Here is a 13,281-nt window from a genome sequence, read left to right as displayed (position 1 = left end):
ATTGTGAGGTTTTCAATTATGAATTTTCGCCTTTGCTGGCTTTTGCTGGCTGTTTTCCTGGCATCGTGCGACGGAGGTTCGGATTCCGACAGCGCCGATGCGACGCCGACCTTTAATCAACCCGCGCCAGTCAAGCCTCAGCAGGCGCCGACATCGACTGTTCCACCGTCTCCGCCCGCATCCATTCCGGTTAAGCCGATAACGGTGGCTAATTATGACCCCGATGGAAGAGTGGATGATTCGGGCGCTCGCGAGGTCTCAGCCAGCAAACCGCACACGATCGCCTTCAAGGGAACCTCCATTCCCTTCACGGCAACCGCCGGTCAGCTGATTGCATCCAAGCCTGGCTCGGGCCTGTTCAATGCTGAAGCGGTGATTTCCTATACGGCCTATACACGCGACGACCAGCCGCGGGATGCGCGCCCGATAACCTTCGTGTTCAACGGAGGGCCGGGCGGCTCATCCGCCGATCTGGATATTGGCTTCCTTGGACCGATGCAAGAAGACGGCCCAGCCCCATCGGAGGACGTCATCGGGCCGCTGAAAGACAATCCCAACACGATTCTGGACAGGACGGATCTCGTCTTCATCGATCCGGTCGGGACCGGCAATTCCCTCGCCATCTGGCCGAACAAGAATAGGGACTTTTGGGGCGCCGACAGCGATGCCAAAGTGTTGCGGGATTTCATCACGCGCTATGTAAACGTTTACAACCGCCAGAACTCGCCCAAATATATTTACGGCGTCTCATATGGCGGATTTCGGGCGCCAATCATGGCGCGTCTGCTGCTGGAGAGCGGCACCAGCCAATACACGACATTCACCACGAGCAAAAACGTCCTTTCCGGGCTCGTCCTGAATTCCCCGATATTGGATATAACGAGCAACTGTTACTTGTTCTACGCAACCTGTGGCGGTGCGATCCCGACCTACGCGATGGTGGCGGACTTCCACAAGAAATCAACCGCTCGTGGAAATCAGGGACTTGAGCTGTTTGCCACAAATGCGAGCGCCTTCGGGTCCGAGTTCAGTGTTCTTTACTACGAAGTCTTCAGCGGAACTGATGCGAAAGTGCCCGACAGAAAGCCTTGGGAAGACTATATCAAGAAGCCGGAGGGGATAGAATTCCTCAACAAACTATACGCCTATACGGGTCTAGGTAAAGTGTACCAGCCAGGCGACAGTTCCCAGAACAATCCCTGGATTGCTACGCCAAACATGGACCCGGTCGTATTTGCGCAAAAATTTGCGCCCGAGAAGGGCCAGCTCTTGCTCGGCGATGGCAGATACATTCTCAAGCCGCAAGCGGTAGAACCAGCCTTCGATCGCACGAACGATTACTACGCCTGGCGGAAAGATTATCACGCCAAGTTCATCGGCTACGAACCTCAGTCGCCTTATGTCGGCTTCAACGGCAAGATCATCGATATGTGGGATTATAAACCCGATCCGAAGACAATCGCTGACAACCAGCAGCGGGAGAGCAACAGTATCCCGGATTTGACATACAGCATGACGCTTAATCCGAACCTGAAAGTGCTGGTTCAGCACGGGTATTACGATCTGAATACGCCGTTCTATCGGTCGGAGTTTGACCTTTACAACGTCGGCCTGGCCGAAAAGGTACCAGTCAAGGTTTACGAGGGTGGCCACGGCGTTTCGCCATATGACACCGGCGCTTATGACAAGCTGATGCAAGATCTGGACGCCTTCTACGACGGGCCGTCGGCGACAATGTTCGCAGCATCCAACCCGCCCGCATTTGAACAGGTGAAACAATGAAACGACATCATATCTGTGCGTCGATCCTTATTGGCGCCATTTGCACTGCCTCGCTCGCCAGTGCGAGTGATTTCGCCAGCGAGTCGCGGCAGCAGCGCGGCCTGATGAGAATGCAGCGGGGCTTCGCGCCGCGTCAGGCGCCATCGCGGATGGCAGCGGTCCCGTTGACCCGGGCAAGCGTTGCGACCGAAGTCGACCAGCGCACAGCCTCGCTCTTCGACCGGGCTGCGGATCCCGCGACCCATCTTGTCACGCAGGAATCCGCTTCAAAGTCGGGGCTCGGCTTTTTTGTCGATCACTTCGCCGAGATTGACCGCGACCGGGACGGCAGCTTGAAGTTCAGCGAAGTCAAAGGCTTCCTCGATGCGCGCTCGCCTGTCGCAAAACCTGCATCGGGATCGGTCCAGATTATCGAGTAGCACCCGTTGCGCCTTTAACTCTGTCTGGCGGGTTGTTCTCAGCCCGCCGGACCAGGCGCACGCCCGGGTGCGGATCTCTGGTCGTATTTCTCGCCCGGATGAGCCAATTTGGCCATGATCCGTGGATATTCACACCCCTTAGAATTGGAAAAACGTGCGATAAGCACTATATCTAGGCCAAGGACCGGGCATGATTCGCCCGGTTCTGCTATAAATACGGCGCGCCGATCCTGGCGACCCGAGAAAAGATTGAATCTACATGAGCGATACACCGGAACTGACAGTTGAAACCTCGCCAGAATACGGTGCGGAGTCCATCAAGGTTCTCAAGGGATTGGATGCGGTTCGCAAGCGCCCGGGCATGTATATCGGCGATACGGACGACGGTTCCGGCCTTCACCACATGGTCTACGAAGTCGTCGATAATGCCATCGACGAGGCACTTGCCGGCCACGCGACCCGTGTTACCGTCACGCTCAATCCCGACGGTTCGTGCACGGTCACGGATAATGGCCGCGGCATTCCGACGGACATGCACTCCGAGGGCGTTTCCGCCGCCGAAGTCATCATGACCCAGTTGCATGCCGGCGGCAAATTCGACCAGAATTCCTATAAGGTTTCGGGTGGTCTGCACGGCGTCGGCGTTTCGGTGGTCAATGCGCTTTCCGTCTGGCTGAAACTCAAGATTCGCCGCCAGGGCAAGATCCATGAAATGAGCTTTACCCATGGCGTCGCTGATGCGCCGCTCGTGGTGACAGGCGATGCCGGCGATGCGACCGGTACGGAAGTGACCTTCCTGCCGTCCACGGACACGTTCTCAATGGTCGAGTTTGATTTCAAGACGCTTGAGCATCGTTTGCGCGAACTCGCTTTCCTGAATTCGGGCGTGCGCATTCTGCTCGCCGACCGCCGCCATGCCGATCCGGTCGAGCTCGAGCTCTTCTACGAAGGCGGACTTACCGCCTATGTGCGCTATCTCGACCGCACCAAGAAGGAACTTGTCGCAGATCCGATTTACATTCGCGGTGAGAAGGACGGTACGACGGTCGAAGTCGCCATGTGGTGGAACGACAGCTACCATGAGAATGTGCTGTGCTTCACCAACAATATTCCACAGCGCGATGGCGGCACGCATCTTGCCGGTTTCCGTGGTGCCCTGACCCGCCAGATGACCGGTTATGCCGACGCCTCGGGCCAGACCAAGAAGTCGAAGGTCACGCTGACCGGCGATGACTGCCGTGAAGGCCTGACTGCGGTCCTGTCCGTCAAGGTCCCCGATCCCAAGTTTTCGTCGCAGACCAAGGACAAGCTCGTCTCGTCCGAAGTGCGCCCGGTCGTTGAAAGTCTCGTCAACGAGGCGCTATCGAACTGGCTTGAAGAGCATCCGGCCGAAGGCAAGGTGCTTGTCGAGAAGGTGATCCAGGCGGCTTCCGCACGCGAGGCGGCCCGCAAGGCGCGCGACATCACCCGCAAAAACTCGCTAAGCATCAGCTCGCTGCCCGGCAAGCTTGCCGATTGCCAGGAGCGCGACCCGGCCAAATCCGAAATCTTCATCGTCGAGGGCGATTCCGCTGGCGGATCGGCCAAGGGCGGACGCTCGCGCCAGAACCAGGCGATCCTGCCGCTGCGCGGCAAAATCCTGAATGTCGAGCGCGTCAAACTCGACCGGATGCTCTCTTCCGACCAGATCGGCACGCTGATTCTTGCGCTCGGCACCAGCATCGGCAAGGACGAATTCAATCCGGACAAGCTGCGCTATCACAAGATCATCATCATGACCGACGCCGACGTCGATGGCGCCCACATCCGTACGCTGCTTTTGACGTTCTTCTTCCGCCAGATGCCGGAACTGATCGAGCGCGGCCACGTCTATATCGCACAGCCGCCGCTTTACAAGGTGACGCGCGGCAAGTCCTCGCAATACATCAAGAACGAAACCGCCTTTGAGGAATATCTGATCGACTCGGGGCTCGATGAAACCTCTTTGGAGCTGGTTTCAGGGGAAGTGCGCACCACCAACGACCTGCGCGTTGTCATCAATGACGCGCTGGCAGTTCGCCATCTCTTGCAGGGCCTGAACACGCGTTACGACCGCGCGGTTGTCGAACAGGCAACCATCGCCGGCGCGCTCAATCCCGAAGCGATCTCCGATACCGCCAAGGCGCAGGAACTGGTCGCCGAAGTTGCAGCCCGGCTCGACCTCATCGCCGAGGAAACCGAAAAGGGCTGGACCGGCCGCCTTGCCACCCCTGATGATGGTGTTGACGGCTTCGTCTTCGAGCGGTCTTTGCGCGGCGTCAAGGAGACGGTGACCCTCGACATGGCCCTGCTCGGCTCGGCCGATGCGCGCCAGCTCGATCGCTACGCCGCCCGCCTCCATGATATCTATTCACAGCCGCCGGTGCTCCGCCGCAAGGAAAAGGCGGACGCGGTCGCCGGGCCGATGGCTCTCCTCGACGCCGTCTTTGCGGCCGGGCGCAAGGGCCTCTCGCTACAGCGCTACAAGGGTCTTGGCGAGATGAACGCCGAGCAACTCTGGGAGACGACGCTCGATCCGAACGCGCGCTCCCTGCTGCAGGTCAAGGTCAATGACGCCACCGACGCGGATAGCCTGTTCTCGCGGCTCATGGGCGATGATGTCGAGCCGCGGCGCGAATTCATTCAGGACAATGCGCTGAGTGTGGCGAACCTCGACGTTTAGTTAAGGCGTTTCTTCTTGCCATGGATTGATCACCGTGAGCCCGGCCGCGGTGAATGGCATTGTGTCTCTCGAGGCGACGGAATATCCGCGGCTCTTTGCGACCGCAGCTATTTGCCCGTCTGCGATTGAGATCGTCCGTCCGGTCGAACGCGCCTGGCTCACCAACGGGGCGTAGACCAAGGCCGCTTGCCGGTCAAAATCGAGGATCCGATCGCCGAAGAGGTACGAAATGAGTTCGCTCAGCGCGCGATCAAGGCCTTGTTTTCGCTTGCCTTTGGGCAAGAGTTCAATCCCGAGGAGAAGCTCCGACAGGCTTGTTGTGGTGAGAAACAGCGTTTCGGCCCCTTGTTGATCGAGCCATGACAATACCCCCGGGTCCGGGCTCCGTTTCAGCGGCTCGGAAATAACATTCGTATCAAGGACGATCATTCAAAATCCGCAGGTTCTGCGGGTGTCTGATCCCGGCCGGGTTCAAGGTCAAGCCCGCCATGGCGGCGGCCGAAAGCGGCAAGTTCCGAGCCTATCTTCAAGCGATCCTTCGGGCGTGTCGCCTCCTCCAGAATTTCGCGAATTTCGGCCTCCGTGCTCCGGCCATGTTTGGCGGCACGCAATTTGAGCGCACGATGCGTTTCTTCCGGCAAATTCCTGATGGTTACGGCAGCCATGATTTCTCCACTATAACGCCAGGTGGATGATATCATATCGGGTGGGATGATAGCAAACGGCCGCCGGTGTGAATTCCGGGGGGGCGGCAATCGTCCACAACTTAACAGTGTGCAACAGGCGATCAGTTGTGAAGCGACTAAAGTCTTTTATACTTTTGTACAACAACGCTATTGCCTGTTCGCTGGCGTCATGATTTTTTGTCACTCGGCGACGTCGGTTCGGGATGGCGGGATGCTTGCCCGACGGAAATGTCGCTGTTTGCCAACCTGATCGGGAATTGAAATGCAGCCTGTCTTCGATGGTCACAACGATGTGCTTTACCGGTTGTGGAAACATTCGAGAGACGGCGCCGATCCCGTGGAAGAATTCGTCAAGGGGACGACCTCCGGACACATCGACAAGCTAAGGGCACAGAAGGGCGGGCTCGCCGGCGGACTCTGCGCCATCTATGTTCCCTCGGGCGATCTCGCATTCAAGGCCCCCGATGCCAACGGGCATTATTCGACGCCCTTGGCCGCGCCGCTCGATCGGGCTCCTTCATTGGATGTCGCGCTTGAAATGGCGTCCATTGCTTTGCGCCTGGAGCGTGGCGGCGGCTGGAAGCTCTGCCGTACGACGGCCGAAATCGAAGCGTGCATGCGCGACGGCACCTTTGCTGCGGTCCTGCATATGGAAGGCTGCGAGGCGATAGGCGCTGATCTGGCGGCGCTTGACGTTTTCTATGCGGCGGGGCTGCGCACGCTTGGTCCGGTCTGGAGCCGCAACAATATCTTTGCCCATGGCGTGCCCTTCGCCTATCCGATGTCGCCGGACACCGGCCCCGGCCTTACCGCAGAGGGCGAGGCGTTGGTCCTGGCCTGCAACAGACTGGGTATTCTCATCGACCTTGCCCACATCACCGAAAAAGGCTTCTGGGATGTCGCGCGCATCAGCGATCAGCCGCTCGTTGCAAGCCATTCCAACGTGCATGCGCTGACCCCGGTCGCGCGCAATCTGACCGACAGGCAACTCGACGCTATTCGCGAGAGCAAGGGGCTGGTGGGCCTGAATTACGCGGTCGCCATGTTGCGGCCTGACGCGCGCGAAAATGCCGATACCCCACTTTCAGATATGATCCGCCACATCGATTACATGGTGAACCGCATGGGCATCGATTGCGTGGCGCTGGGCTCCGATTTTGACGGCGCCAAGATCCCCGGCGAGATCGGCGACGCGAGCGGCAACCAGAACCTCGTTGCTGCCCTGCGCGATGCCGGCTACGCAGGCGAGGATCTGGCCAAGATATGCCGCGACAACTGGCTGCGCGTGCTGCGTTCCGCCTGGCATGAAGAACAATAACAAGACGACATCGCTCTAGAACAGGGAACTGACCAATGCTGATGAACAAGACCGACTCCAAATTTCGCCTTCTGCTCGGGGGCGCTGCACTTTCCGCGATCCTGGTGTCCGGCGTGCCGGCATTTGCCGCAACGCCCGCCGATACGCTTGTCGAAGCCTTCGCCATCGACGACGTGATCACACTCGATCCGGCTGAAGCCTTCGAGCTCACCACCGGCGAAATCAATGGCAATACCTATGACAAGCTCGTTCGGCTCGACATCAACGACCCTTCGAAGATCGTCGCCGATATTGCCGCAAGTTGGACAGTATCCGATGATGGCCTGACCTATACGTTCAAGATCAAGCCGGATCTGAAATTTGCCTCGGGCAATCCGATCACCGCCGAGGATGTCGCCTGGTCGTTCGAGCGCGCCGTCAAGCTCGACAAGAGCCCAGCGTTTATCCTTACGCAGTTTGGCCTGAAGCCGGACAATATCACGGAAAAAGCCAAGGCAACCGACCCGTCGACCTTCGTGTTCACGGTGGATCAGGCCTATGCACCGAGCTTCGTTCTTAACTGTCTGACGGCCACGGTTGCTTCGGTGGTGGACAAGAAGCTCGTCTCCGAACATGTCGTCAATGACGATTTCGGCTATGCCTGGTTGAAGACCGCTTACGCTGGTTCCGGTCCGATGAAGATTCGCGACTGGCGCGCCAACGAAATCATCGTCCTCGAGCGCAATGACAATTATTACGGTACCAAGGCGCCGCTGAACCGCGTCATTTATCGTCACGTGAAGGAAAGCGCCGCGCAGCGCCTGTTGCTCGAAAAGGGTGATATCGACGTTGCTCGCAACCTCGAGCCGAACGATCTTGAACAGGTCGTCAAGAACGGCGAGATCACCACGACGAGCGCCCCGAAGGGCACGATCTATTACTTCAGCCTCAACCAGAAGAATCCGAACCTCGCCAAGCCGGAAGTGCTCGAAGCCCTGAAATATCTCGTAGATTACGATGCGATCGGCGAAAAGCTGATCAAGGGCATCGGCGAGATTCACCAGACCTTCCTGCCCAAGGGCATTCTCGGCGAACTCGACGAGAACCCCTACAAGCTCGACGTCGCCAAGGCCAAGGAGCTTCTGGACAAGGCCGGGCTGAAGGATGGTTTCTCCTTCACGATGGATGTGCGCAACAACCAGCCGGTGACGGGCATCGCCGAATCCATTCAGCAGACGATGGCGCAGGCCGGCGTAAAGATGGAAATCATACCGGGTGACGGTAAGCAGACGCTTACAAAGTATCGCGCTCGTACCCACGACTCTTATATCGGTCAATGGGGCGTCGATTACTGGGATCCGAATTCGAATGCCGACACCTTCACCAACAACCCGAACAATTCGGATGAAGGCACCAACAAGACCCTCGCATGGCGCAATGCCTGGGATGTGCCGGATTTGACCAAGGAAACCAAAGCTGCCCTGCTCGAACGCGACAATGCCAAGCGTGCCGCCATGTACCAGGATCTGCAGAAGAAAGTTCTGGCGACCAGCCCGTTCGTCTTGATCTTCCAGCAGACGGAAGTCTCGGCCCTGCGCTCGAACCTCAAAGGCTTCAAGCTCGGACCGTCGTTCGACACCAACTACGTCTTCAACGTATCAAAGTGATCGGGCCCCAAGGGCTGATGCAATGAGCAGTACCGACACACAAATGGAGTCCAGGCGTTCCGGCGCCTGGGCTGGCAATTTTCTCTGGGCAGTAGGACGTTTCCTGCTGATCGGAGTCATCACGTTTTTGGGCCTCCTTGCAGTCACCTTCTTTATTGGGCGGGTAATACCGATCGACCCGGCGCTGGCAATCGTCGGCGACCGTGCCCCCGCCCATGTGGTGGAACGGGTGCGGGAGGAACTCGGGCTGAACCTGCCGCTCTATGAGCAGTTCTTTCTCTACATAAAGGGCATATTGCAGGGCGATTTCGGCAATTCTGTCCTGACGACCAACCCCGTCATGACCGATATCAGGCGGGTTTTTCCGGCAACGATGGAACTTGCAACAATGGGCACGCTCATCGGTGCATGTATCGGCGTTCCGCTCGGCGTACTCGCCGCCGTCAAGCGTGGCAGCCTGATTGACCAGTTCGTCCGCATCATTGGCCTGATCGGCTATTCCGTGCCGATCTTCTGGCTCGGCCTTCTCGCATTGCTGGTTTTCTATGCCAAGCTTGGCTGGACCTCGGGTCCCGGCCGTATCGACGTGGTTTATGAATATACCTTCACGCCCATTACCGGCTTCTATCTGCTCGATGCAGTGATCCAGGGCAATTGGGAAGCCTTCCGCAACATCTTCAGTTTCATCATCCTGCCGGCATCCTTGCTCGGCTATTTTTCACTGGCCTATATCAGCCGCATGACCCGAAGCTTCATGCTGAATGAACTCGAGCAGGAATATATCGTTGCCGCACGCGCAAAAGGCCTTTCCGAAACGCGGATCATCTGGGGTCATGCCTTGCGCAATGCCGCCGTTCCGCTCGTCACCGTCATTGCGCTTTCTTATGCCGGCCTGCTCGAAGGCTCTGTCCTTACCGAGACCGTTTTCTCGTGGCCAGGGCTCGGCATGTACATCACCAACTCCCTGCAGAACGCCGACATGAATGCGGTGCTCGGCGGAACCATCGTCATCGGCACTGTCTTCGTTGCCATCAATCTTCTGTCCGATCTGCTTTATCGGGCCCTCGACCCACGGACGCGCGCACGATGACAGAGGCAATCAACACGTCGCGGCCGCTTACGCGCCGCGAATGGCTGATGAGCGACCGCCCGCAATCGCGGACACAGGCGCGACTTGGCCGCGCCTATCTCGTCTGGAGCCGTTTCGCCAGCAACCGCCTTGCCGTTGTCGGGCTCGCCATCATCATCGCCTTGCTGCTGGTTGCTGCCTTTGCGCCGCTGCTGGCGCCGCATTCGCCCGTTGCCGGCGACCTGCGCAATGCGCGCCTGCTGCCGCCCGGTGGTGACTATCTGCTTGGTACTGACGATCAGGGCCGCGATATCCTCTCAAGGCTCATCTATGGCTCGCGCCTGACGCTTTATGTCGTCATTCTCGTTGCGATCATCGCGGCGCCAATCGGGCTGCTCGTCGGTACGATTGCCGGTTACGCCGGCGGTTGGGTCGATGCCGTGTTGATGCGCATCACCGATATTTTCCTTGCCTTCCCCAAGCTTATCCTGGCCCTGGCGTTCGTCGCCGCCCTAGGGCCGGGCATTGAGAATGCCGTTATCGCCATAGCGATAACCTCGTGGCCGCCCTATGCGCGCATTGCCCGCGCCGAGACGCTGACGGTGCGCAACTCCGATTACATCGCCGCCGTCCGGCTGATGGGAGCATCGCCGACGCGCATCGTGCTCCGGCACATCATGCCGCTCTGCCTGTCGTCGCTGATTGTCCGCGTGACGCTCGACATGGCAGGTATCATCCTCACCGCTGCTGGCCTCGGCTTTCTTGGGCTTGGCGCACAGCCGCCCTTGCCCGAGTGGGGTGCCATGATCGCATCGGGAAGGCGTTTTATCATGGACCAATGGTGGGTCGCCGCCATGCCGGGCTTTGCCATCCTCATCGTCAGCCTTGGTTTCAATCTTCTTGGCGACGGGCTGCGCGACGCGCTAGATCCGCGAGGCAACAACCAATGAGCACCATGCTGACGGTTGACGACCTCCGCGTCACGTTTCCGACCCGCACGGGCGCCGTCAACGCGGTGCGTGGTGTGTCCTTTACGCTTGGGCGCGAACGCCTCGGCATTGTCGGTGAATCAGGCTCCGGCAAGTCGCAGACCGGCCGCGCCATCATGGGCCTCACCCCTCCACATGCAACCATCACCGCAAAGACCCTGAACTTCGACGGCATCGATCTGCTGGAGACGTCCGTCAAGGAACGGCGGGCGCTGCGCGGCAATCGTATCTCCATGATCTTGCAGGATCCGAAATATTCGCTCAATCCGGTCATGAGCATCGGCAGGCAAATCGTCGAAACGCTCCGGACCCACGAGAAGGTCAGCAAGCGCGAGGCGCGCCGACGCGCGCTCGATATGCTGGCCGCCGTCCAGATACGCGACCCCGAGCGCGTCTACGATCTCCATCCGCACGAAGTATCGGGCGGCATGGGGCAACGCGCGATGATCGCCATGATGCTGATCACCGGACCGGAACTGCTAATTGCGGACGAGCCGACCTCCGCGCTCGATGTTACGGTCCAGCTCGACGTGCTCGGCATTCTTGACAATCTGGTGCGCGACAGGGGCATGGGCCTCATTTTCATCTCGCACGATCTGCGGCTGGTTTCGTCGTTCTGCGACAGGGTCATCGTCATGTATGCTGGCCGCATCGTCGAAGAAATTGCGGCGACGGATCTGCGCAATGCCAAGCACCCCTATACGCAGGGACTGCTGAACTGCATGCCCGAAATAGGTGCTGACCGGCATCCACTGCCGACACTCGACCGCAAACCGGAGTGGGCAGCATGACGCCGGCGCTGAAGATCGACAATCTCGAAGTGACGTTCAATCGCTTTCGCGCGCTGCGCGGGGTCAGCCTCGAAGTGGTGCCCGGCGAGTCCTTCGGTCTCGTCGGCGAATCCGGTTCGGGCAAATCGACGCTGCTGCGCGCCGTGGCGGGTCTGGCGCCCGTGACCGCGGGGACGATCGAGGTCAATGGCAATTTGCTCGGCGCATCGCGCACAAAGGCCTTTTACCGCGAAGTGCAAATGGTGTTCCAGGATCCCTATGGTTCGCTGCATCCGCGCCAGACCGTCGACCGATTGCTCCTTGAGCCGCTCGCCGTACATGGATTCGGCGATATCGAGCGGCGCATCTTGCGGGCGCTTGACGAGGTCGGGCTCGGTTCCAGTTTTCGCTTCCGCTACTCGCACCAGCTGTCAGGCGGCCAGCGCCAGCGTGTCGCCATCGCCCGCGCCCTGATTCTCGAACCATCGATCCTGTTGCTGGACGAGCCAACCTCTGCGCTCGACGCATCAGTGCAGGCGGAGGTGCTGAATCTTCTCGAAAAGATCCGCCGCGACCGTAAGCTGACATTCGTCATGGTCAGCCATGATCTCGCAGTCGTAACGCACATGTGCGACCGGCTCATGGTAATGCAACACGGCGCGGAGGTAGAACGGCTCACCGCGTCGGAACTGGCCCGGCGCCATGTAACGCAGGACTACACGCGCAACCTCCTTGTTGCGAGCCAGGGTTTTGTCCGCCCTGTCGTTCAAAACGCCTAATGCAGCTTCATCGAACATTTACCATTTGCAGACGCATTTCTTCCCCGACGACCGTTCCAGGGCAGATCGTGAAAATCTGAACGAATTTCATAAGCCGTCATTTACGCCGGACAACTGATGGTTGCGCTCATCGACTGGAGTGGGGCCATGAAGTATCTACGTCAATTCATAAAAGACCGCCGCGGCGCAACCGCGATCACATTCGGTTTGCTGCTTGTACCGCTCCTGGGGTTTGCCGGGCTCGCCGTGGATTATAGCCGCGCCAGCAATGACCGTTCTCGGCTGCAGAATGCGGCCGACGCCGCGGCGCTTGCGGCAGCCTCGGTCTTTACCGGTTCCAACAAAGCGGCCGCCGAGGCGAGGGCACGCGCCTTTCTGCAGGCAAATCTCGGCCTGCGCGCTGAAGATATCAATTTGAACTTCAGCACGGAAAATCAAAAGGTTTCCATCACTCTTGGAGGCCAGACCAGCACCCTGTTCATGCATGTTCTCAACAAGGACAACATGCCGATCAACGTCAACGCCACGGCGCTCGCGCCGTTGAAGCCGACGACGGCCAAGATCACGATCGACAAGGTTACGGGCTACTGGTTCAAGAAAGTTTCCATCATCGTCGTGCGCAATGGCAAGGATGTTGTCGTCGGCACCATCAAGTACACCGCGACCGACCATAACCTCTACAATGGTAACGGCGGCGGTAAAACAGACCCGGACATCAATGTTCCGATCACATTCGATCTCGGTGACTACACCAAGCTGTACCTCAAGATGGAAATCAAAAATGACGGTTGCGATGTCGGCTACAAGGACAAGAACGCCGGAAAATCGCGATACGTCGATTGCATTGCCACAAATGAGTCGGGCTATTCGAAATACAATTCCACGCTGAAAACCGACGATCCGAACACGGTCAACCATTTGTTCGTCGATGGCGTCCAACTGCCGGTGGGATCGAAGCCCCCACTCGATGATCTGATGAATTGTGACAACACGCCCCATAGCCATGCGTGGGAAGACGGCGGCGGCTGGGCCAACCAGGACTTCTACTACAAGATCACGGCCGCCTGTAAATCGGTCGACGGCGAGAACGTTCGCCTGACCCACTAGGACCTGACGCGGCGC

12 protein-coding genes are annotated in these 13,281 nt (G+C 58.7%); 10 read left to right on the top strand and 2 right to left on the bottom strand.

All coding sequences use genetic code 11. The features are described from left to right. The first annotated feature begins 18 nt into the window (after window positions 1-18). The 3 genes from BM074_RS05260 (at window position 19) to gyrB (ending at window position 4,902) form a co-directional block, all read left to right on the top strand. Window positions 19-1,782 (top strand): S10 family serine carboxypeptidase-like protein, encoded by a 1,764-nt coding sequence (locus tag BM074_RS05260; RefSeq protein WP_175498903.1) that lies wholly within the window; start codon window positions 19-21, stop codon window positions 1,780-1,782. After that, window positions 1,779-2,201: a hypothetical protein gene (locus BM074_RS05255; RefSeq protein ID WP_091920252.1), complete on the top strand. Its 423-nt coding sequence runs from the start codon at window positions 1,779-1,781 to the stop codon at window positions 2,199-2,201. Before BM074_RS05260 ends, BM074_RS05255 begins: the two co-directional genes overlap by 4 nt. Window positions 2,202-2,460: 259 nt before the next feature. Then, window positions 2,461-4,902, top strand: a complete 2,442-nt coding sequence (gene gyrB / locus BM074_RS05250) for a DNA topoisomerase (ATP-hydrolyzing) subunit B (protein WP_091920251.1) — start codon at window positions 2,461-2,463, stop codon at window positions 4,900-4,902. Here the strand turns inward: gyrB and BM074_RS05245 are convergent, their stop codons facing one another. Both BM074_RS05245 and BM074_RS05240 read right to left on the bottom strand, forming a co-directional pair. Beyond that, the gene (locus tag BM074_RS05245; protein ID WP_027230584.1) at window positions 4,903-5,331 is read right to left on the bottom strand and encodes a type II toxin-antitoxin system VapC family toxin; all 429 of its coding nucleotides are present in this window, start codon (window positions 5,329-5,331) and stop codon (window positions 4,903-4,905) included. It lies immediately after the preceding gene. Further along, window positions 5,328-5,567, bottom strand: a complete 240-nt coding sequence (locus BM074_RS05240; RefSeq protein ID WP_027230583.1) for a FitA-like ribbon-helix-helix domain-containing protein — start codon at window positions 5,565-5,567, stop codon at window positions 5,328-5,330. The genes BM074_RS05245 and BM074_RS05240 overlap by 4 nt, the downstream gene beginning before the upstream one ends. A gap of 283 nt (window positions 5,568-5,850) precedes the next feature. Here BM074_RS05240 and BM074_RS05235 point away from each other — a divergent pair, with 283 nt between their 5' ends. The 7 genes from BM074_RS05235 (at window position 5,851) to BM074_RS05205 (ending at window position 13,266) form a co-directional block, all read left to right on the top strand. Further along, a complete protein-coding gene (locus BM074_RS05235; protein ID WP_027230582.1) occupies window positions 5,851-6,906 on the top strand; it encodes a dipeptidase in 1,056 nt (351 codons plus the stop codon). A 35-nt stretch (window positions 6,907-6,941) separates the two neighbouring features. Next, entirely contained in the window at window positions 6,942-8,552 is a 1,611-nt protein-coding gene (locus tag BM074_RS05230; protein ID WP_027230581.1) for an ABC transporter substrate-binding protein, read from the top strand. Window positions 8,553-8,574: 22 nt separating this feature from the next. Further along, a complete protein-coding gene (locus BM074_RS05225; RefSeq protein WP_027230580.1) occupies window positions 8,575-9,642 on the top strand; it encodes an ABC transporter permease in 1,068 nt (355 codons plus the stop codon). Continuing rightward, on the top strand, window positions 9,639-10,571 hold the full coding sequence (nikC, locus tag BM074_RS05220; protein WP_027230579.1) for a nickel transporter permease: 933 nt from the start codon (window positions 9,639-9,641) through the stop codon (window positions 10,569-10,571). Before BM074_RS05225 ends, nikC begins: the two co-directional genes overlap by 4 nt. Then, entirely contained in the window at window positions 10,568-11,401 is an 834-nt protein-coding gene (locus BM074_RS05215) for an ABC transporter ATP-binding protein (protein ID WP_027230578.1), read from the top strand. Before nikC ends, BM074_RS05215 begins: the two co-directional genes overlap by 4 nt. Then, a complete protein-coding gene (locus BM074_RS05210; protein ID WP_027230577.1) occupies window positions 11,398-12,159 on the top strand; it encodes an ABC transporter ATP-binding protein in 762 nt (253 codons plus the stop codon). Before BM074_RS05215 ends, BM074_RS05210 begins: the two co-directional genes overlap by 4 nt. Window positions 12,160-12,306: 147 nt before the next feature. Beyond that, on the top strand, window positions 12,307-13,266 hold the full coding sequence (locus BM074_RS05205; protein WP_036814007.1) for a TadE/TadG family type IV pilus assembly protein: 960 nt from the start codon (window positions 12,307-12,309) through the stop codon (window positions 13,264-13,266). The last annotated feature ends 15 nt before the right edge of the window (window positions 13,267-13,281 follow it).

Source organism: Phyllobacterium sp. CL33Tsu, assembly GCF_900113985.1.
In the GTDB taxonomy this organism is placed as follows: Bacteria; Pseudomonadota; Alphaproteobacteria; order Rhizobiales; family Rhizobiaceae; genus Phyllobacterium; species Phyllobacterium pellucidum.
This window is presented reverse-complemented; position numbering and strand designations above follow the sequence as displayed.